12 protein-coding genes are annotated in these 20,916 nt (G+C 73.4%); 6 read left to right on the top strand and 6 right to left on the bottom strand.

The genetic code is table 11. The annotated features are described in order from the left end of the window. Position 1: 1 nt before the first annotated feature. The 4 genes from TNCT1_RS00725 (at position 2) to fxsT (ending at position 8,490) form a co-directional block, all read left to right on the top strand. A complete protein-coding gene (locus TNCT1_RS00725) occupies positions 2 to 3,766 on the top strand; it encodes an SAV_2336 N-terminal domain-related protein (RefSeq protein ID WP_235902245.1) in 3,765 nt (1,254 codons plus the stop codon). 91 nt (positions 3,767 to 3,857) lie between these two features. Then, positions 3,858 to 4,127 (top strand): hypothetical protein, encoded by a 270-nt coding sequence (locus TNCT1_RS00720; RefSeq protein ID WP_235902243.1) that lies wholly within the window; start codon positions 3,858 to 3,860, stop codon positions 4,125 to 4,127. A 101-nt stretch (positions 4,128 to 4,228) separates the two neighbouring features. Beyond that, complete coding sequence (locus TNCT1_RS00715; RefSeq protein WP_235902241.1) at positions 4,229 to 5,413, top strand: HEXXH motif-containing putative peptide modification protein; 1,185 nt, start codon at positions 4,229 to 4,231, stop codon at positions 5,411 to 5,413. A gap of 74 nt (positions 5,414 to 5,487) precedes the next feature. Beyond that, complete coding sequence (fxsT, locus tag TNCT1_RS00710) at positions 5,488 to 8,490, top strand: FxSxx-COOH system tetratricopeptide repeat protein (RefSeq protein WP_143627018.1); 3,003 nt, start codon at positions 5,488 to 5,490, stop codon at positions 8,488 to 8,490. 243 nt (positions 8,491 to 8,733) lie between these two features. On the opposite strand, the gene TNCT1_RS00705 is transcribed toward fxsT, so the two are convergent. From TNCT1_RS00705 to TNCT1_RS00690, 4 genes are all read right to left on the bottom strand, one after another. Further along, positions 8,734 to 12,582, bottom strand: coding sequence for a multifunctional oxoglutarate decarboxylase/oxoglutarate dehydrogenase thiamine pyrophosphate-binding subunit/dihydrolipoyllysine-residue succinyltransferase subunit (locus TNCT1_RS00705; RefSeq protein WP_143627016.1), 3,849 nt, complete (start codon positions 12,580 to 12,582; stop codon positions 8,734 to 8,736). 302 nt (positions 12,583 to 12,884) lie between these two features. Further along, on the bottom strand, positions 12,885 to 14,006 hold the full coding sequence (locus TNCT1_RS00700) for a cell wall metabolism sensor histidine kinase WalK (RefSeq protein ID WP_143627014.1): 1,122 nt from the start codon (positions 14,004 to 14,006) through the stop codon (positions 12,885 to 12,887). Next, positions 14,003 to 14,743: a response regulator transcription factor gene (locus TNCT1_RS00695; protein ID WP_143627012.1), complete on the bottom strand. Its 741-nt coding sequence runs from the start codon at positions 14,741 to 14,743 to the stop codon at positions 14,003 to 14,005. The genes TNCT1_RS00700 and TNCT1_RS00695 overlap by 4 nt, the downstream gene beginning before the upstream one ends. 109 nt (positions 14,744 to 14,852) lie before the next feature. Beyond that, positions 14,853 to 15,530, bottom strand: a complete 678-nt coding sequence (locus TNCT1_RS00690; RefSeq protein WP_143627010.1) for a spermidine synthase — start codon at positions 15,528 to 15,530, stop codon at positions 14,853 to 14,855. A 138-nt stretch (positions 15,531 to 15,668) separates the two neighbouring features. Between TNCT1_RS00690 and lon the strand changes: the two genes are divergently transcribed. Further along, complete coding sequence (gene lon, locus TNCT1_RS00685; RefSeq protein ID WP_143627008.1) at positions 15,669 to 18,089, top strand: endopeptidase La; 2,421 nt, start codon at positions 15,669 to 15,671, stop codon at positions 18,087 to 18,089. A 127-nt stretch (positions 18,090 to 18,216) separates the two neighbouring features. Here the strand turns inward: lon and TNCT1_RS00680 are convergent, their stop codons facing one another. Then, entirely contained in the window at positions 18,217 to 19,041 is an 825-nt protein-coding gene (locus tag TNCT1_RS00680; protein WP_143627006.1) for a lysozyme, read from the bottom strand. A gap of 227 nt (positions 19,042 to 19,268) precedes the next feature. Here TNCT1_RS00680 and TNCT1_RS00675 point away from each other — a divergent pair, with 227 nt between their 5' ends. After that, complete coding sequence (locus tag TNCT1_RS00675) at positions 19,269 to 19,760, top strand: MarR family winged helix-turn-helix transcriptional regulator (RefSeq protein WP_143627004.1); 492 nt, start codon at positions 19,269 to 19,271, stop codon at positions 19,758 to 19,760. 10 nt (positions 19,761 to 19,770) lie between these two features. Here TNCT1_RS00675 and TNCT1_RS00670 read toward each other — a convergent pair whose 3' ends face one another. Beyond that, on the bottom strand, positions 19,771 to 20,559 hold the full coding sequence (locus TNCT1_RS00670; protein ID WP_143627002.1) for a protein phosphatase 2C domain-containing protein: 789 nt from the start codon (positions 20,557 to 20,559) through the stop codon (positions 19,771 to 19,773). Positions 20,560 to 20,916: the final 357 nt, after the last annotated feature.

The following is a 20,916-nucleotide window of genomic DNA, read 5'->3' as shown; positions in this document are numbered from 1 at the left end:
GATGCCCGGGATGCGCCTGGACGAGCTGATCGGCAAGCTGCGCCAGGGCGGGCTCGACCTCACCGCGGAGGACGTGGCCGACGCGGTCTGGCTGGCCCGCCGGCTCGGCGCCGCCGCGCCCCGCGACGCGCCCGGACAGCGGCCGGGCACCGGCCCGGCGGACCCACCCGCCACGGGACCTGACCCCGCGCCCGCCGACGCCGACGCCGAGGCCGATGTCCGGGCGGACGCCGGTGCCAGGACGCCGGCCGCCGAAACGCCCCGGCCCCGAGCGGACGCCCCCGCCGCCCCGGTGTCGCTGCTCACCCCGGGCCTTCCGGCACGCTCGCACGGCGACTCCGGCGCCCCCGCCGCCTTCCCCGTCCGGGCGCCCGCCGCCGGCGCCCTGCCCGGACTGCTCGGCCTGGAGAAGGCGCTGCGCGCCCTCGGCCGTTACCGGGTCGCCGCCGCCCCGCCCCGGGACGAGCGGATCGACGAGGAGGCCACCGCCGAGCGGGCCGCCGCCAGCGGCATTCTGCTCCCGGTCACCCGGCCCGGCCGCCGCCGGCGCTGCGACGTCCAGTTGCTCATGGACACCGGGCCGAACATGGCCGTCTGGGGACAGCTCGTCGAGGAACTGCGGCAGGCCTGCCAGCAGTCCGGCGCGTTCGCCTCCGTCCGCGTCCACCACCTGTACGCCGACGACTCCGGCGCCCTGCTCGTCGGCACCACCGCCGGCCCGGGACGACACACCCGGCTGCGCCCGGCCGACGAACTGCACGACCCCACCGGCCGCCGGATCACCTTCGTGATCAGCGACTGCGTGGGGCCGCTGTGGCAGAACGGCGGCGCGCAGCGGCTGCTGCACCAGTGGCCGCGCACCGCCCCGCTGGCCGTCGTCCAGCCGTTGCCGCCCCGGCTCTGGGGCCGCACCGCGCTGCCCGCCGAGCCCGGCCTGCTGGTGCGCCCCGCCGAGGTGGCCGGGCGGCTGGCCTTCGTGCCCGACGACGAGCCCTGGGAGCAACCGGCGCCGGGCGCCCGGCCGGTGCCGGTGCTGCAGCCCACTCCGGAGGCGTTCGAGGCCTTCGCCCGGCTGCTCGGCGGCAGCGGTCCCGTCAGCGAGCGGGCGTGGGCGGCGCTCACCGCCCCGGCACCGCCGGCGCCCGCCGGCCCGGCCCGGCACGGCGATGGCCCGCCGCACGGCGACGTTGCGCGCGACGACGCCCTGCGGGCCGACGGCGAGATCGGCGAGGTCTACGTCCACCACGAGCCGCGCAGCGACGACGAGTTGCTGCGGGCCTTCCGCGCCGGAGCCTCGCCCGGTGCCGTGCGGCTGGCGGTCTACCTGGCCGCGGCTCCGCTCACCCTGCCCGTGATGCAACTGGTCCAGCGGGCGATGCTGCCGGACACCGGGCCCATGGAGCTGGCCGAGGTGCTGCTCGGCGGGCTGCTCAGGCAGCTCCCGGGCACCGGGGAGCAGCCCTGCTTCGCCTACTCGGGCCGGGTCCAGAACCTGCTGCTGTCCTCCCTCGACCAGGACACCGCAGGGCTGGTCCTCAAGCACTGCTCGGCCTACGTGGAGCGGCACTTCGGCCGGGGCACCCGCAACTTCGCCGCCCTCGCCGCGGCCCGGCTCGCCGACCACGACGCGTCCGCCGACGCCGGCCGGCTCCCGCCGGAAGGCGTCCCGCCGGAGGACGGCGGCAGCGTCGAGGCCGAACTGTTCGCCCGCATCCCGGCCCGCGTCCTGCGCTTCTACCTGCCGGACCTCGTCACCCCCGACCCGCTCACCGAGGCCGAGCGCCTGCTGGACCAGTGGCGCCACCTGGCCGACCCGGAGGTGCTGCGCCGCGCCCGGGAACAGGCCCTCGCCGCGACCGGCCAGGCCCCGGCGGTGCCTCCGGACACCGGTGCCGCCGTACGGCCCCACCTCGTCCTCGGCCGTATCCTGCGCGCCGAGGCGGGCACGGCGGCCGCGCGCACGACGGGACGCCGGACCGAACTGCTGCGCGAGGCAGTGGCCGAACTCGCCGCGGCCCACGCCGCGGCCGGACCCGGCGGCCGCGAGCGCGCCGAGGCCGCCCTGGAACTCGCCGCCTGCCGCCGTGAGCTGTGGCACCTGACGGCGGAGGACGGCCAGCTCACCGCCGCCCTGGACGTCCTGGACCCCGAGACCGCTCCCTGGCCGTCCCTGACCGAGCAGGCACGGCACTGGTCCCGGACCGGACACCAGGACGACCAGGACACCCCCGCGCGACCGGACGGCGCCCGGGAGGACGCCGGGTCGAGCCCGGACGCCAGCGGCGGGACGGCCGGTGAGACGGCCGACGGGACGGCTGGCGGGGCGGCCGAGGGGGCGGCCGGTGGGACGGAACCGGCCGCCGGGTCCGCCCGGTCCGCAGAGCATGCAGGGCCCGCAGTGGCCGCCGAGTCCTCCCAGTCCGCGGGCTCGCAGGAGCCCGCCGGGTCCGCAGAGCCCGTAGTGTCCGCCGAGCCCGCCGAGGTCGCCGGGTCCGCAGAACCCGCCGAGCCCGCTCGATTCGCAGAACCCGCCGGGTCCGCAGAGCCCGTAGTGCCCGCCGGGCCCACCGAGCCCACCGAGCCCGCCGGGCCAGCCGAGCCCGCCAGGTCCGCCGCCGGTGACGCGGATCGTGACGCCGGCCCGGCACCGCGCCGGGTGCCGGCGGGCGCGGGCCGGGTGCCCTGGGCCGTCACCGCCCACCGCTCCCGAGTGCTGCTGCGCGGCCGGATCCTGCTGGACCTGCGGCGCCCCGCCGCCGCCGTCGGCGAGCTCCGCGAGGCCTGCGCCACGCTGGACCTGGAGTACGCCCCCGACGCCGTGCGCGGGCTCGCCCTGCTCGACCTGGCACGGGCGCTGCGGGAGGCCGGCGCCGGGGACGCCGAGACCCGGCGGGCGCTGCTGCGGGCCAGGGGCGCCGCCGGGGACGACCCCGGTCTGCTGCTGCCCAGCCTGGCCGCGCTGGCCGCCTTCCACGACGCGGCGGGCGAGGCCCCCGAGGCCGACGAGGCCTATGAGCGGGCAGCGCTGCTCGCCCCCGCCGACGGCGCCCTGCGCGGCCGGATCCTCACCTCCTGGGGCGAGTCGCTGCTGCGGCGGGCCTCGGCGCTGGACGGCGCGCGGATCGTGGACCGGGCCGAGTACGTACTGCGCGAGGCGTTGCAGGCGCTGCCCGCCCGGTCCGCGCACCGCGGGCGGCTGCAGGGACTGGTCGGCGGCGCGCTCGCCCAGCGCTTCCGCCACCTCGGCTTCCTGCCGGACCTGTACGAGAGCCGGCATCTGCTCGGCCAGGCGGTGCGCGCGGCGGCCGACGCGGCCGTACGGGCCGAGGTCTGGCTGCAGTTGGCGCGGGTGCGGCTGGAGGGCTGGCACCGGGCCGGGGCGCCGGTGCTGGTGGACGCCCTGCAGGCGTACGAGAACGCGGAACGGGAGGCGCGGGCCGCGCACGGGGAGGACCCGGGTTCGGCGACCTCCGCCCGGGCGCGGCACGGCAGCGCGGTGGTGCTGGCCCTGATGGGCAGGCCCGGCGCGGCGCGCGAGGCCTGCCGGGCGGCCGGGGAGCAGTGGCAGCGGCTGGCCGGGGCGCTGCGCCAGGTCGACTGGGCGGACGTCGAGCTGACCCGGCGGGTCGGGGCGGAGCTGGCGGCGGGGGAGGGACTGGCGCGAGTGCCACGGGAGCTGCCGGACGAGGACTGGGAGCGGATCGCCCCGCCCTGGTGGCCGTGGACCGGAGAGTGGGCGAACTGGTCAGAACTTGACCGGAGTTGATCTGGTCAGGGTTTCCGATTCCGGGCTGTCGGGAAGAACTGGGCAGCCATGACGACGGAGCGGGCCGTTCGCGGGCAGGGAGGAGCCGAGCGTGGCGGAGCAGTGGAGCGGGGTGGCCGCCCCCGGCCGGGACGCCGGGCATGCCGCGCGCCTGCCCGACCTCATCGGCGTCGACCTGCGTACCTTGCGGTTTCTCGATGATCCGGCCCTGACCGCGGCCGTCGACCGTGTCCTGCGGGATGCCACCGAGTGCCAGCAGGTCTGGTTCAGCGACAGCGAGGGCGAGGTGCAGCCGTCCCGCGTACGTACGTTTTCAGCCGGACTCGGCGAGCCCGGCCGGCTCCCGGACGAGCGGGAATGACCTCGGCGCCGATACCCGCCGAGGTCTTCGGGGCGCTCGCCGGAACCCGCCCCACCCCCCGGGGTACGCAGACACTGCGTGCCGCGGTCCACGCGCGTCGCATGCTGCTCCTGAAGTCCCTCCTGGTGCGCACCGACCGGCAGCGCCGGCTCCTGGGGCCCGCCGCGCACGGGGAGTTCGAGCGGGCCTGGGCGCTGCTGGCGGCCGCGGAGCGGACCGGCCCGGCCGCCGTTCGCGAGGTGCTCGACTACCCGACGACCGGCGCCTGGCTGGCCGCCGCGCTCGCCGCGCCGCCGGGAGCCGCGTTCGAACGGCGGCTGGCCCATCTGGGCGGTGTCGCCGTCGCCGCGGCCGTCCGCGCGGGCCACCCGGTGACCGGAACCCTGACCGTGCCCACCGGCCTGCTGGTGCTGCCCGGCCTCGGCGTGCTGCGCTGCCCCTCGGGCCTGGCCCGGCTGGAGACGGGACCGGACGGAACGCGGGTCGCCGACGGCGACGGGCACACCGGGACGGTCCTGCCGCACCCCGCGGGGCGGCCCGGGTCCGGCGAGGTCCGGCGGGCCGGGGACGGCACCGGCTGGAGCGCGCTGCGCACGCTGCCCGGCGGCACCGTCCGCCTCGACGACCTCGATCCGTACCGGGCGCCCCCGCCCGGCGCCGTCCCGGGACAGCTGCGGGCCGCCGGCCGCACCGACTCCCCCTGGGAGGCGTGGGCCGTTCCCTGGCGCCGTGCCCGCGAACTGCTGACCGCGGTCGACGGGCCGCGCGCCGCCGAGACCGGTGCCCTGCTGCGCGCCGTGGTCCCGCTGGCCGCGGCCGGGCCGGGCGCCACCCCGATGAGCGCCACGCTCAGGTCGGCGCCCGGTGCCGCGCTGGTCCAGCTGCCGGACACGGCGCGGGAACTCGCCGAGTCCCTGGTGCACGAGACCCACCACACCAAGCTGGCGGCCCTGGACGAAGTGGTCCCGCTGTGCGCGCCGGGCGGTCGCGCGGTGCACCGGGTCGGCTGGCGCCCCGACCTCCGTCCGGCCCCGGCCGTGCTGCAGGGCGCCTACGCGCATCTGGCCCTGACCGACCTGTGGTGGAGGGTGCGCACCGGCGCCGCGGCCGCCCCGGCGTGGCGGCGCCGGGCCGGCGAGCGGTTCGAGGTGCTCCGCGCGGAGGTGGGGCAGGCCTTGTCCCTCCTCCTGGAATCCGATGAACTGACCCCAGCGGGAAGGGAGTTCGTCCAGGGCATGGAGCGCCACCACGCCGGTCTCGGCGTGACGGCCCAAAATGCGCTGTGACGCTCCGCGAGGGCGTAATTTCTGTGCGTTAGCGTGTGCCGTGAGAGTGCGGTCGCGGGAACAGGGAGCGTGCGATGGCGGATCTGCGGCGGTCGGGCGGGGACGGGGCCCTGGCACCCGAACGCATCCTGGTGGTCTTCCCCGGCTACCACCGCGCCTGGGCGGCCTGGATCGCCCAGTGCCTGGAGAGCCACGGGCATCAGGCCACACTGCAACGCTGGGACCCGCCGCGCGAGATCCCGCTGGAGGACTCCCTCTCCGACCTGCTGCTGGCCTCCGGCCCGGTGCTGCTCGTCCTCGACGACTGGTTCTTCGAACTCGGCCCGCGCCCGGCGGGGGAGTGGAACGACGCGCTGCGCGGCTTCGTCGCGGCCAACGCCGACCGGTTCGCCGCCGTCAACCTCACCAACCGGTCACTGCTGCCGGCCACCGCGGTCCTCGAACCCGCCAGCCTGTGGGGGCTGAGCGAGGAGGCCGCCGAGGAGCGGCTGCTGCGCCGGCTGGGCCTGGAGCGCCGCCGGGTCCCGCGGCCGACCGCCCACCGGGCCCGCTACCCGGAGAACCGCTGCGAGATCTGGGGCGAGGTCCCGCGCCGCAACCCGCGCTTCACCGGCCGGGACGACCTGCTCACCGGCCTCCACCAGCAACTGGCCGACGCCGGCCGGGGCGCCGCCGTCTGCACGCTGCTCGGCATGTCCGGCATCGGCAAGACCCAGCTCGCCGCCGAGTACGCGCACCGCTTCAGCACCGACTACGACGTGGTGTGGTGGGTCAACTCCGACGACCGCAACATCCAGCGCGACCGGCTCGGCGAACTCGCCGTGGAACTCGACCTGCGGGTCGGCAGCGAGCCCGGCGAGCGCATCCGCGCCGTCCGCGAGGCCCTGCGCCGCGGTGAGCCCTACGGCCGCTGGCTGCTGATCTTCGACGGCTGGGACGACACCGACGGCATCGACACCCTGCTCCCGCAGGGTGCGGGCCACGTCCTCGTCACCTCCCGCAACCGCGGCTGGAGCGAGCACACCGACATCCTCGAGATCCCGGCCTTCCTGCGCGCCGAGTCCACCGCCTACCTGCTGCGCCGCGCGCCGCACATCAGCGCCGCCGAGGCCGACGAGGTCGCCGCCGAGTTCGGCGACGTGGCGCTGCCGCTGGTGCAGGCCGCCTCCTGGCTCGGCGAGTCACGCATGGAGGTGCCCGAGTACCTGCGCATGGTGCGTGAACGCCGGCTGTCCACGGTGGACGAGCCCGCCACCGGCGAGGGCTTCCCGCGGTCGTCGATGACGTCCTGGTCGATACTGCTCAACCGGCTGCGCGGCGCCCAGCCGCAGACCATCGACATCCTGGGCCTGTGCACGTCGTTCGCCCCCGGACGCATCCCGCTCGGCCTCATCCGCGCGTACCCGCACGCCGACCTGCCCGAGCAGCTGCGCTGGATGTCCAGCGACCTGACCGCCTGGACCCGGGCCCTGGACACCCTGGTCAACTACTCGGTGCTGACCCGGGAGACCCGCGGCCCGGTCGGCGTCGAGATGGGCCCGCACCAGGAGTCGGTCCACATGCACCGGCTGGTCCACGACATCGTCACCAAGCTGACCAGCGAGGACAGCCGGATCGTGCACCGCCAGGCGGTCCGCACCCTGCTGGCCCAGGCCGACCCCGGCAACCCGCTGGACAGCCGCAACTGGCCCCGGTACGCCGAGCTGCTGCCCCACCTGGAACCCTCGGGCGCCCTCAGCAGCGCCCAGCCGCGCGTCCAGGAGACCGTGCTGAACTGTCTGCGCTACTGCTACCGCAGCGGCGAGTACAAGGGCGGCCTCGACCTGGCCCGGCGCATCCGCGACAACTGGTCGAGGATCATGGACCCGCTGGCCCAGCCGATGCTCGACCTCACCACGCAGGAGAGCAACATCCTGCGGGCCAGCGGCCGGTTCCGCGACGCCTACGAGCTCGACCGCGCCGTCCACCAGCGTCTCGGCGCCGCCGAACCGCGCTCCGAGCTGGCCGAGCTGTCCACCAAGGGCGCCATGGCCGCCAGCCTGCGCCACCTGGGCCGCTACGACGAGGCGTACGAGCTGCAGAGCGAAGTCCTCGACGGCTACGGCAGACTGCTCGGCCCGGACGAGGGCCCCGCCCTGATCGCCCGGCACAACCACGGTGTCGGACTGCGCCTGCTCGGCCGCTACCAGGAGGCGTACGAACTCGACCTGGACACCCTCGCCAGACGGGACAACGTGCTGCGCGCCCGGCACATCAGCACCCTCAACTCGGGCGGCGCCGTCGCCCACGACCTGCGGCTGCTGGGCCGGTACCGGGACGCGCTGGCCCGTCAGGAGACCGTGGTCCGGCTGAGTCTGCAGGTGCTCGGCGCGCGGCATCCGCAGACCCTCTCGGCCCGCGGCCAGCTCGTCATGTGCCGCCGCAGGGAAGGCGGGCACACCCAGGACCTCGGGCCAGAGATGGCGAACCTCCTCGAGCAGCTGGCGCAGGTGCACGGCCGTGAGCACTACCGGACCCTGGCCTTCACCACCAACTACGGCAACTACCTGCGGGAGCACGGCGACCTCGCCCAGGCCCGGGAGCTGATCGACCGGGCCGAGGTCGGCTACCGGGCGCTGCTCGGCCCGGCCCACCCGGTCGCCACCGGCATGCTGTCCAACACCGGACTCGTCATGCAGGCCGCGGGTGAACGCGCCGAGGCGCTGTCCATGTTCGAGGCGTCCTTCGCGGGCCTCACCGCCACCCTCGGCGCCGACCACCCCTGGGTCCTCGGCTGCGCCCTCAACGCGGCCAGCGCCCGCAACCTGGGCGACCGGATCACCGACGCGGTGGAGCTGAGCCGGGAGACCCTGCGCCGGGCCCGGCACACGCTGGGGCACGAGCACCCGCTCACGCTCTCCTGCCAGGTGGCGCTGGCCGCCGACCTGCGGGCCGCCCGGGAGCACGAGGAGGCCGGCAAGCTGGAGGACGACGGCCTGCTGGGCCTCACCCGCACCCTGGGCGCCCAGCACCCCCACACCATCTCCGCCCGCCAACGCACCCGCCCCTACTGGGACTTCGAGCCCTACCTGGGCTGACCGGCGTCCCCAGCCGGGAGCGCCCCCGAAGGGGCGCGGGGAACGGCGCGAACAACCCCCACCCACCCGCACCCACACACAGGCGTAACCACCCCAGGGGGCGCGGGGAACGGCGCGCTCACCCCCCCACCCACCCGCAGCCGCGCAGACCCCCCGCCACACCACCCCATAGGCGAAGGGCCCGGCCCCGAGTCCACAAGAACTCGGAGCCGGGCCCGGTCGGACGGCTGAACCGCCGGAGGCCTACGCCTCGAACACCTCTCGCACCAGCTGCTCCTGCTCGGCCTGGTGCCGCTTCGCGGAGCCCACCGCCGGGGACGAGCCGTGCGGACGCGAGATGCGCCGCAGCCGCTCGCCGGCCGGGATGTCAGCGCCGACCGCCAGGTCCAGGTGGTCGATCAGGTTGAGCGCGATGAACGGCCAGGCACCCTGGTTCGCCGGCTCCTCCTGCGCCCACAGGTACTTCTCGGCGTTCGGGTACTTGTTGACCTCCGCCTGGATCTCGGCGCCCGGCAGCGGGTACAGCCGCTCGATGCGGATGATCGCCGTGTCCGTGACGCCGCGCTTGACCCGCTCGGCCTCGAGGTCGTAGTACAGCTTGCCGGCCACGAAGACGACCTTGCGGACCGCGGACGGGTCCACACCGGCGTCGCCGATGACGGGGCGGAACTGACCCGAGGTGAACTCCTCCGTCTTCGACGCGGCGGCCTTGAGGCGCAGCATCGACTTCGGGGTGAAGACGACCAGCGGCTTGTGGTGCGGGTTGTGCACCTGCCACCGCAGGAGGTGGAAGTAGTTCGACGGGAGGGTCGGCATGGCGACCGTCATGTTGTTCTGGGCGCAGAGCTGCAGGAAGCGCTCGACACGGGCCGAGGAGTGGTCCGGGCCCTGGCCCTCGTAGCCGTGGGGCAGGAGGAGGGTGACGCCGGACGTCTGGCCCCACTTCTGCTCCGCCGCCGAGATGTACTCGTCGACCACCGTCTGCGCGCCGTTGACGAAGTCGCCGAACTGCGCCTCCCACATGACGAGCGCGTCGGGACGGGCCAGCGAGTAGCCGTACTCGAAGCCCATGACCGCGTACTCGGAGAGCAGGGAGTTGTAGACGTTGTACCGCGCCTGCTCCTCGGCGAGGTACATCAGCGGCGTGAACTCCTCGCCCGTCTCGCGGTCGATGAGGACCGCGTGACGCTGGCCGAAGGTGCCCCGCTGGGAGTCCTGGCCGGACAGGCGGACCGGGGTGCCCTCCAGCAGGAGGGAGCCGACGGCGAGGGTCTCGCCCATGCCCCAGTCGATCGTGCCGTCCTCGACCATCGTCGCCCGGCGCTGCAGCTGCGGCAGCAGACGCGGGTGGACGTGGAAGGAGTCCGGGATGTTGACCTGGGACTCGGCGATCCGCTTCACGACCTCCGTGGAGATCGCGGTGTTCACGGCGACCGGGAAGTCGGCCTGCGGGTCCGGCACCGGGCCGGAGGCCGGCTGGGACGTGGCCTCGCGGACCTCCGTGAAGACCTTCTCCAGCTGGCCCTGGTAGTCCTGCAGGGCCTGCTCGGCCTCTTCCAGCGTGATGTCGCCACGACCGATCAGGGACTCGGTGTAGAGCTTGCGCACCGAGCGCTTCTTGTCGATCAGGTCGTACATCAGCGGCTGGGTGAAGGCCGGGTTGTCCGACTCGTTGTGACCGCGGCGGCGGTAGCAGATGAGGTCGATCACCACGTCCTTGTTGAACGCCTGGCGGAACTCGAAGGCGAGCCGCGCGACGCGCACGACGGCCTCCGGGTCGTCGCCGTTCACGTGGAAGATCGGGGCCTCGATCATGCGGGCCACGTCCGTCGCGTACATGGAGGAACGCGAGGACTCGGGGGCCGCGGTGAAGCCGACCTGGTTGTTGATGACGATGTGGACCGTGCCGCCGGTGCGGTAGCCGCGCAGCTGCGACATGTTCAGGGTCTCGGCCACCACGCCCTGGCCCGCGAAGGCCGCGTCGCCGTGGATCGCCACCGGCAGGACCGTGAAGTCCGTGCCGCCCTTGTTGATGATGTCCTGCTTGGCGCGGGCGATGCCCTCGATGACCGGGTCGACGGTCTCCAGGTGGGACGGGTTGGCGGCCAGCGAGACCGTGATCTGCTCGCCGTCCAGGCCGGTGAAGGTGCCCTGGGCGCCCAGGTGGTACTTCACGTCGCCGGAGCCGTGCATCGACTTCGGGTCGAGGTTGCCCTCGAACTCGCGGAAGATCTGCGCGTACGACTTGCCGACGATGTTGGCGAGGACGTTCAGCCGGCCGCGGTGGGCCATGCCGATGACGACCTCGTCCAGGCGGGACTCGGCCGCCGAGTCGATGACCGCGTCCAGCAGCGGGATGACGGACTCGCCGCCCTCCAGCGAGAAGCGCTTCTGGCCGACGTACTTCGTCTGCAGGAAGGTCTCGAAGGCCTCCGCCGCGTTCAGGCGGCGCAGGATGCGCAGCTGCTCCTCGCGCTCCGGCTTGGAGTGCGGGCGCTCGACGCGGTCCTGGATCCACTTGCGCTGCTTGGGGTCCTGGATGTGCATGAACTCGATGCCGGTGGTGCGGCAGTACGAGTCGCGCAGCACGCCGAGGATGTCGCGCAGCTTCATCATCGACTTGCCGGCGAAGCCGCCGACGGCGAACTCGCGCTCCAGGTCCCACAGGGTGAGGCCGTGCTCGGTGATGTCCAGGTCGGGGTGCTTGCGCTGCTGGTACTCCAGCGGGTCGGTGTCGGCCATGACGTGGCCGCGGACCCGGTAGGAGTGGATCAGCTCGAAGACCCGGGCGGCCTTGGTGACGTCGTCGTCGTGCGAGGCGTCGATGTCCTTGAGCCAGCGGACCGGCTCGTAGGGGATGCGCAGCGCCTCGAAGATGTCGTCGTAGAAGCCGTTCTCGCCGAGCAGCAGGTTCGCGACCTGGCGCAGGAACTCGCCGGAGGCGGCGCCCTGGATCACCCGGTGGTCGTAGGTCGACGTGAGCGTCATGACCTTCGAGATGCCGAGCTTGTTCAGCGTGTCCTGGCTGGTGCCCTGGAACTCGGCCGGGTAGTCCATGGAGCCGACGCCCATGATCACCGACTGGCCGGGCATGAGGCGCGGCACGGAGTGGACGGTGCCGAGGCCGCCGGGGTTGGTCAGCGAGACCGTCACGCCGGTGAAGTCGTCCATCGTCAGCTTGCCGTCGCGGGCGCGGCGGACGATGTCCTCGTAGGCCTGCCAGAACTCGAAGAAGTTCAGCGTCTCGGCCTTCTTGATGGCGGCCACGACGAGCTGGCGGTCGCCGTTGGGCTTCACCAGGTCGATGGCCAGGCCCAGGTTGACGTGCGGCGGCTTGACGAGGGTCGGCTTGCCGTCCTTCTCGCCGAACGAGTGGTTCATCGACGGCATGGCCTTGATGGCCTGCACCATCGCGAAGCCGATCAGGTGCGTGAAGGAGATCTTCCCGCCCCGGGCGCGCTTCAGGTGGTTGTTGATGACGATCCGGTTGTCGAACAGCAGCTTCACCGGGACCGCGCGGACCGAGGTGGCCGTCGGCAGCTCCAGCGAGGCGTTCATGTTCTTCGCGACGGCGGCGGACGGACCGCGCAGCGTCACGTACTCCGGACCCTCGGGCGCCTCGGCGGCGGGGGCGGCCTTGGGCTTCGGCTGGGCCGGCGCCTGTGCGGGCGTCGCCGGCTTCGCCGGGGCGGGGGCCGCCGCCTTCGCCGCGGGGGCGGGAGCGGAGGGTGCCGGAGCGGCGGCCGGGGCCGCGGCGGGCTTCGGGGCGGCCGCGGGCGCCGGAGCAGCCGGAGCGGCCTGGGCCGGAGCGGCGGGAGCAGCCGGAGCGGCGGGCTGGGCCGGGGGAGCCGGGGTGGTGGTCCCTGCGGCCCCCGCGGCCGCAGTACCTGCCGGAGCCGACGCGGCGGGCGCGCCCGGCTTGTAGTCGGCGAAGAAGTCCCACCAGGCACGGTCTACCGAATTCGGGTCCTGGAGGTACTGCTGATAGATCTCGTCGACGAGCCACTCGTTGGGACCGAACGCGGCAGCGGGGTTCTTCCCGGCTTGGTCGTCGGTCGAGATGCTCGAGTTACTGGGGGACTGTGGCGACACGGCGGCAACCGCCCTCTTCCGCTTCACAAGGTTATGGACAGCGGGAATAAAGGCTACGCCTCCAAGACCGCGAAGGTCAGGTCGGGCCCGTTCATCGTCGCGTAAGTCACATCAAAAATCTTGTTTCAGGGCTTGAAATGGCGGGAAACAAGCGTGGTTCCGGGTGCGTGAGTCGATGTGCGGGATCGCCGAGCCGGACCCGGCGCCGCCGGTCGGCGTGCGTGTCCTGGGCCTGCCCCTGATCACACGTGTCCGGCTGCGCGGATGCTCGTGGATCTTGGTGTTCCGGTTCGGACCCTACGTCAACTCTGGACGGAAGTCAGTCCCGGAAGAGTGACGATGATCCGGCAGCCCCGTACGGATTCGGCCACACCGATCCGGCCGCCGTGGAGATCGACGGCCCACCGGGCGATGGCCAGCCCGAGGCCGGTGCCGCCGTCGCTGCCCGGCCCGTGCGGCCGGCTCACGGCGCCGCGGTTGAACCGCTCGAACACCCGGTGCCACTCCGAGCGCGGGATGCCCGGCCCCTCGTCCAGGACCTCCAGCTCCAGCGAGTCCGGCTGCGGCCCGCGCCGCGCCTTCACGGTCACCCGGCCGTGCGGCGGGCTGTGCTTGACCGCGTTGTCGATCAGATTGGCGACCACCTGGTGGATGCGCTCGGGGTCCGCGTGCGCGGTCAGCTCCGGCGGGGAGACGTCGAGGTGCAGGTGCACGTCCGTGCGGGTGTGGCTGCCGGACCCGGAGGCGATGCCCGCGCGCGCGGAGGCGACCATGTTGGCCTCCTTCAGCACGCCCGACAGGTACGGCCACACCTCGAAGCGCCGCAGTTTCAGCGGCACGACGCCGTTGTCGAGCCGGGACAGGTCCAGCAGGGTCTCCACCAGCCGGCCCAGCCGGTCGGTCTGCTTCAGGGCCGTCCGCATGGTCTCCGGATCGGCCTCGGTGACCCCGTCGACGATGTTCTCCAGCACCGCGCGCAGGCCCGCGATCGGGGTGCGCAGCTCGTGCGAGACGTTCGCCACCAGCTCCTTGCGCTGGCGGTCCTGGGCCTCCAGCTCGTCCGCCATGACGTTGATCGTCTCGGCGAGGTCGCCCAGCTCGTCACGGCGGCCCTCACTCACCCGGCGGGTGTAGTCGCCCTGCGCGATGGAACGGGCGACCGTGTTCATCTCGCCCAGGGGCGCGGTGAGCGAGTGGGCCACGAACTGCGTGATCAGCAGTGTGGCGATCATCGAGAAGACCGTGATGAAGCGCAGCTCCGTCTTGGTGTGCACCGCGATCATGGACAGACCGGTGGTGATCAGCACCGAGATGACGACCAGCGCGCCCAGTTTGGTCTTGATCGAGAACGGGCGTACGCCGCCCCAGGGTTCCTCCGTCGGGTTCCCGGGGCTCCTCCGTGCGGCCTCCCGCCCTGTGCTCATGGCGTCGGCGTCTCCAGGGCGTACCCGACACCGTGCACCGTGCGGATCCGCTCCGCGCCGATCTTCCGGCGCAGCGCCTTGATGTGGCTGTCCACGGTCCGGGTGCCGGAGGCGTCCGCCCAGTCCCACACCTCGGCCAGCAGCTGCTCCCGGGAGAGCACCGCGCGCGGGGTGTTCGCCAGGCACACCAGCAGGTCGAACTCGGTAGGCGTGAGGTGGACGTCCTCGGACCTGACCCGCACCCGGCGCTGCGCGTGGTCGATCTCCAGCTCGCCGAGCCGCAGGATGCCCGAGCGGGGCGTGGAGGCGGCGATGGCCGCCCGCTCCACCCGGCGCAGCAGGACGTGCACCCGCGCGGCCAGCTCCCGCATCGAGAACGGCTTGGTCATGTAGTCGTCCGCGCCGACCCCGAGCCCGACCAGCATGTCGGTCTCGTCGTCGCGCGCGGTGAGCATCAGCACCGGCACCGGGCGCTGGGCCTGCACGCGGCGGCAGACCTCGAGGCCGTCGAAGCCGGGCAGCATGATGTCGAGGATCAGCAGGTCGGGCTGCCAGGCCTCGGCCGTGTCCACCGCGGCCGGCCCGTCGGCCGCGGTCTGCACGAGGAATCCCTCCGCGCGCAGCCGGGCCGCGATGGCGTCGACGATCGTGGGATCGTCCTCGACCACCAGGACCCGGCGCTGCGCGCCGGGCGTGGTCGTGGCCGCGCCGGTCTGGGAGGTGTGTGTCTGCTCCATCGCCCGCCCCTGTTGCTTTCCGGAATCAGTGGGGTGATCCCATGACTGCGATTGACGCTTGAATGATCCGCGCCAGGGCAGCACATTACGGGGACCGGCCGCGCCGTCGCTATCCAGGGCGGACGGCGAGGTGCACGGCGTCCGGAACGCCCCGGGCAACGGGGACCTCTTCGGTACGCACCTGACGGAACCCGGCATTCCGCAAGGTTCCTTCAAATTCCGGAGAGGGCTCGGCCGACCATACTGCGAACACCCCGCCAGGCCTCAACACCCTTGCGCACGAGGCGAGTCCGGCCGGCGAGTAGAGGCCGTCGTTGCTCTCGGTGACGGTCCAGCCCGGCCCGTTGTCGATGTCGAGGCACAGCGCGTCGAACGTGTCCGACGTCTCTTCGAGATAAGCGACGAGATCCGCCTCGACGATCCGGGTGCGCGGATCGGCGAGCGCCTTCGCGGAGATCTCCGCCAGCGGCCCGGCGCGGTGCCAGTCCACGACGGCGGGCTCGCGCTCGACGACCGTGATCCCTCCCCACCGCCCGCCGGCCGCGGCGTGCGCGAGCGAGAAGCCCACGCCCAGCCCGCCGATCAGCACCTCCGGCGCCGGGCGCCCGTCCAGCGCGTCGTACGCGGCGTCCACCAGCAGCCGCTCCGAGCGGCCGTCGGAGGTGTCCATCAGGAAGCAGCCGTTGGCGATGATCTGCAGCAGCGCGCCGTGCCGGCGCAGCACCACCTCGCCGTACGGGCCTTCGCGGCGGTCCAGGACCACGGGGGAGTCGTACCGGGCAGTCATGCGGCCATCCTGCTCCGAACCGGCCGCCCGGGCACCGCGTTTTCGGTGATCGCTCACAGCGAACGGGATGCCGGGAACAACCGCGGGCCCCCGGACATTGAGTCGGCATAGCTCAAGTTGACTGCCTAAGGGGAGATCATGGCTGCTGAGTCCACGGCGTTCACGCTCGTACTGCCGGTGCTGCCGCTCGACGACGAGGTCGTGCTGCCCGGCATGGTGGTCCCACTGGACCTGAGCGACGCCGAGGTCCGGGCCGCGGTGGAGGCGGCACAGGCCGCCGCCCGCTCGGAGCCCGGCAAGCCCAGGGTCCTGCTGGTGCCGCGCGTCGACGGCACGTACGCGAAGACCGGTGTGCTGGGCACCGTCGAGCAGGTCGGCCGGCTGGCCGACGGAGACCCCGGCGCGCTGGTCCGCGGCCGCGGCCGGGTACGCATCGGCGCCGGTACGACGGGCCCGGGCGCGGCGCTGTGGGTGGAGGGCACGCGGATCGAGGAGGCCGTGCCCGACCCGCTGCCCGGCCAGGTAGCCGACCTGGTCAAGGAGTACAAGGCCCTGGCCACCGCGTGGCTGCGCAAGCGCGGCGCCTGGCAGGTCGTGGACCGGGTCCAGGCCATCGACGGCGTCTCCGCGCTCGCCGACAACTCCGGCTACTCGCCCTTCCTGACCACCGAGCAGAAGGTCGAGCTGCTGGAGACCGCGGACCCGGTGGCCCGGCTGAGGCTCGCCACCCGGCAGCTGCGCGACCACCTCGCCGAGCAGGACGTCGCCGAGACCATCGCCAAGGACGTCCAGGAGGGCGTCGACAAGCAGCAGCGCGAGTTCCTGCTCCGCCGCCAGCTGGAGGCGGTACGCAAGGAGCTGCGGGAGCTGAACGGCGAGAGCGAGGGCGAGGAGTCGGACGACTACCGCGCCCGCGTCGAGGCCGCCGACCTGCCGGAGAAGGTCCGCGAGGCCGCCCTGAAGGAGGTCGACAAGCTGGAGCGGTCCAGCGACCAGTCGCCCGAGGGCTCGTGGATCAGGACCTGGCTGGACACGGTGCTGGAGATGCCGTGGAACGTGCGCACCGAGGACGCCTACGACATCCAGGGCGCCAAGGCCGTGCTCGACGCCGAGCACGCCGGGCTCGAGGACGTCAAGGAGCGCATCACCGAGTACCTGGCCGTACGCAAGCGGCGCGGTGAGCGCGGGCTCGGCGTGATCGGCGGACGGCGCGGGGGCGCCGTGCTGGCGCTCGTGGGTCCGCCTGGCGTCGGCAAGACCAGCCTCGGCGAGTCCGTCGCGCACGCCATGGGGCGCAAGTTCGTCCGGGTCGCCCTCGGCGGCGTTCGGGACGAGGCCGAGGTCCGAGGCCACCGGCGCACGTACGTCGGCGCGCTGCCCGGCCGGATCGTGCGCGCCGTCAAGGAGGCCGGGTCCATGAACCCGGTGGTGCTGCTCGACGAGATCGACAAGGTCGGCTCCGACTTCCGGGGAGACCCGGCGGCGGCCCTGCTGGAGGTGCTCGACCCGGCGCAGAACCACACCTTCCGCGACCACTACCTGGAGGTCGAGCTCGACCTGTCCGACGTGGTCTTCCTCGCCACCGCCAACGTCCTGGAGGCCATCCCGGAGGCGCTGGCGGACCGGATGGAGATCGTCCGCCTGGACGGCTACACCGAGGACGAGAAGGTCGTCATCGCCCGTGACCACCTGCTCCCGCGCCAGCTCGAGCGGGCCGGCCTGGACCGGGACGAGGTCACGCTCGACGAGAGCGCGCTGCGCAGGCTCGCCGGCGAGTACACCCGCGAGGCGGGCGTGCGGACCCTCGAACGGTCCATCGCCCGGCTGCTGCGCAAGATCGCGGCCCAGCACGAGCTGGGACGGCGCGAGCTGCCGTTCACCGTCCGCGACGAGGACCTGCGCGGTCTGCTCGGCCGCCCGCACCACGTGCCCGAGTCCGCCCAGGACCCGGCCGAGCGCCGTACGTCCGTCCCGGGCGTGGCGACCGGCCTCGCGGTGACCGGCGCCGGCGGCGACGTGCTCTTCGTGGAGGCGTCCCTCGCCGACCCGGAGACCGGCGCGGCCGGGCTGACCCTCACCGGCCAGCTCGGCGACGTGATGAAGGAGTCGGCGCAGATCGCGCTGAGCTTCCTGCGCAGCCACGGCGCCGAACTGGAACTGCCGGTGGCCGACCTGAAGGACCGGGGCGTGCACATCCACTTCCCGGCGGGCGCGGTCCCGAAGGACGGGCCGAGCGCGGGCATCACCATGACCACCGCCCTCGCGTCCCTGCTCTCCGGCCGGCTGGTCCGCACCGACGTGGCGATGACCGGCGAGGTCTCGCTGACCGGCCGGGTGCTGCCCATCGGCGGGGTGAAGCAGAAGCTGCTCGCCGCCCACCGCGCCGGGGTGACCACCGTGATCATCCCCAAGCGCAACGAGCCCGACCTGGACGACGTCCCGGCCGAGGTGCTCGACCGGCTCGACGTCCACGCCGTGACGGACGTCCGGCAGGTCCTGGAGCTGGCACTCGCGCCCGCGGCGAAGGGCGCGGAGCCGGAGGTTCCGGTGGCGGCGTGACGGACGCCCCCGGATGAGAAAGGGCCCGGGTCCCGTGCGGGACCCGGGCCTTCACCGGTGGGTGCTCGGCCCCTGCCGCCCCACGGGCCGGCCGGCGCCGGGGAACCCGGGGAGCGGACGGGCGGGATCAGCCGTTGGCCAGTGCCTGCACCCGGTCCAGCGCGCCGTTGAACTTGTCGTGGTCGCCGACCGTCGGGCCCGAGGAGGTGTACTGCCACATCGTGTAGTACCCCCAGCCCGCCGGCAGGGTGCCGGGGTCCGTGGCGTAGCGGGCGATCCACAGCGGGTTGTTCACGGCGAAGCCGCCATAGTTGCCGGTGCACTGGGTCCACCAGCTGGTCGCCGTGTAGATGACGGCGTCCCGGCCGGTGCGCGCCTTGTAGGTGTTCAGGAAGTCGGCGATCCAGCTGACCATCCCGGACGCGGTCTTGCCGTAGCAGGCGGCTCCGTACGGGTTCCACTCGATGTCCAGCACGCCGGGCAGGGTCTTGCCGTCCCGGGACCAGCCGCCGCCGTGGTCGACGAAGTAGTTGGCCTGAGTGGCGCCGCTGGTGGTGTCCGGGGTGGCGAAGTGGTACGCGCCGCGGATCATGCCGACGTTGTACGAGCCGTTGTACTGCTGGGCGAAGTACGGGTTCGTGTAGTACGTGCCCTCCGTGGCCTTGGTGTAGGCCCAGCGGACGCCGCTGTTCCACAGCGTGGACCAGGCGACGTTGCCCTGGTAGCCGGAGACGTCGACGCCCTCGGTCTGGGTGGCGTCACCGGTGCTGGGGGTGCCGTGCTGCCCGTCGTGGGCGACCACCCCCATACCCATGGACGCCGAACCGCGGCTGGGGGTGGTCGCCGCCTGGGCGGAGGTGAGCGGAAGGGCGAGGCCGAGCACCGCGAGCAGGGCCGTGACGAGGATGGCGAGCGGGCGCGGACGGAGGGAACCGGGTCTGTGCACGGGCATGACGTGCCTCCGGGGAGTGAGGTGGGGGAACGTGGGGTGACCGCTGAACCACTGGCGTGGGCATGTCATCGTTTGCCTGTCCAAGAAGCTACGCACGTAGATGACGCCCTGGGAAGGGGATCCGGATGCTGCCGTTGGTCTAAGCCTGCGAAATACTTGAAGAGCTGCGGCTATGGCGGCGGTTGGCAAAAACTTTCAGGACGGCGAAACCGATCAGGGGTGCTGACGTGCACGAGGACGCGAACGGCGACGGACGCCGTGTCACCGGCCAGGTGACGCCCAGTGGTGCAGACCAGGAATTCCTGTCGCTGGAGCGCGAGTTGACCGTGCTGCTCAGGCGGGCCCGGGCCAACCAGGGCGAGATGGCACGCGAGGTGCACCCCGACCTGGAGTCCGCCGCCTACGGCCTGCTCATCCGCCTCGACGAGCTCGGCGGCCAGCGCGCCACCGAGCTCGCCGCCTACATCGGCGTCGGCAAGGCCACCATGTCCCGCCAGCTCCGCGCCCTGGAGGAGCTCGGCCTGGTCGCCCGCGAGCCCGACCCGGCCGACGGCCGCGCCTGGCTGGTCACCCTCACCGACGAGGGCCGCGGCCGCGTCGGCACGGTCCGCGAGGCCCGCCGCGCCCGCTACGTCAGCCAGCTCGCCCACTGGGACCGCCGCGAGGTGGCCGAACTGGCCCGGCTGCTCCACGAGCTGAACGGCGTCATGGAGCGCTGAACGGCCGCGCTCACAGCTCGGCGTACACCACCGTCGCGTCGTCGTGGGTCTTGCCGCGCCCCAGGAACGCCCGCTCCTCCCGGTCCGCCGACTCCAGCTCGCGCACCCGGTCCACCAGCGAGCGGGCGCCCTCCCCGGCGACGAGGGCGAACAGCTCCGCCCAGTCGCCCGCCCGGAACCACTCCGTCCACCGGGTCGCGCCGTCCGACAGCGCCGCCAGCGCGCGGACCCGGTCGCGCGGGAGGACGCCGGTCACCGCGCGGGCGGCGACCGAGGGATCGGCCGCGGCCGTGAAGAAACCGCCCTCCCGGTTGCGGAGGCCGGCGTCCACCAGCGCGGCGGAGGCCAGCGCCGACCGGGGCAGCCGGGCCAGCCGGTCGTCCAGCACCGGGGTGACCGTGCCGTCGGGGGCCTGCAGGAGCAGCGCCGAGTCTGACAGCACCAGGTACTCCACCAGGTCGGCCGACCAGCGGGCGAGCGCCACGGTTGCCTGCGGGGTGCGCGGGTGAGAAAGGTCACAGGCGTCCGCGTGGGCGCCGGCGGTCCGGGCGATCGCCCGCGACAGGATCTCCGGCAGTGTCAGTTCCTGGCCGGAAACGGTCAGTTCGGTCAGCGCACCGCCGAGCCGCGACGTGAACCAGGGAACGGAGTGCGTACAGCCCGTCGCGCCGCGCGGCGGCGTCACTCCGTCGAGCAAGATCACACAACCGCCCTGACCGCAGGCGGGCAGTGCGACGCCCGCGAAGTCCTCGTTGGGGCGATTCGCGTCGCCGGGTTCCGAAACGAGATCGGTTCGCATCCGGCCAGTCTGCACCAGCCCTTCACAGCCTCCGCCAAAGGCTGGCAACCATCGCCGAATTGGCACGGCCCCGCAGGTCAGGCGCCTGCTTTGGGGGTAAATGACGCACTCCGGCAACGCGTGGTGGCGAATATTGCCAAAGCCTGCCGCGCGCGTCCAACCGGCCCGCCGCGCCCGCCTGGCGCACAGGCCACCGGAACTTGCCCGCCAACTCCCCTCCGATGTTCACTCCTTCGAGTGGCGGGTCAGGTGATGCGCGACCACTGCCCACCGGCGCTGGGAGGGTCGGAAACCGTATGAACCGGGTGTACGCACCGCTTGGCCCCGAGACGACGGGGCGCCACCCGGGCCCTTGAG

This window comes from Streptomyces sp. 1-11 (genome assembly GCF_007176755.1).
GTDB lineage: Bacteria > Actinomycetota > Actinomycetes > Streptomycetales > Streptomycetaceae > Streptomyces.
The sequence above is the reverse complement of the archived record's forward strand: the minus strand, read 5'-3'. Positions and strand labels throughout refer to the sequence as shown.

Bases quoted from the DNA above. Each gene is read 5' to 3' on its own strand.
- TNCT1_RS00715 (WP_235902241.1), top strand. From the start codon at position 4,229: ATGCTGCTCCTGAAGTCCCTCCTGGTGCGCACCGACCGGCAGCGCCGG.
- TNCT1_RS00670 (WP_143627002.1), bottom strand. From the start codon at position 20,559: ATGCGAACCGATCTCGTTTCGGAACCCGGCGACGCGAATCGCCCCAAC.
- TNCT1_RS00690 (WP_143627010.1), bottom strand. From the start codon at position 15,530: ATGACTGCCCGGTACGACTCCCCCGTGGTCCTGGACCGCCGCGAAGGC.
- TNCT1_RS00700 (WP_143627014.1), bottom strand. From the start codon at position 14,006: ATGAGCACAGGGCGGGAGGCCGCACGGAGGAGCCCCGGGAACCCGACG.
- fxsT (WP_143627018.1), top strand. From the start codon at position 5,488: ATGGCGGATCTGCGGCGGTCGGGCGGGGACGGGGCCCTGGCACCCGAA.
- lon (WP_143627008.1), top strand. From the start codon at position 15,669: ATGGCTGCTGAGTCCACGGCGTTCACGCTCGTACTGCCGGTGCTGCCG.
- TNCT1_RS00725 (WP_235902245.1), top strand. From the start codon at position 2: ATGCCCGGGATGCGCCTGGACGAGCTGATCGGCAAGCTGCGCCAGGGC.
- TNCT1_RS00680 (WP_143627006.1), bottom strand. From the start codon at position 19,041: ATGCCCGTGCACAGACCCGGTTCCCTCCGTCCGCGCCCGCTCGCCATC.
- TNCT1_RS00695 (WP_143627012.1), bottom strand. From the start codon at position 14,743: ATGGAGCAGACACACACCTCCCAGACCGGCGCGGCCACGACCACGCCC.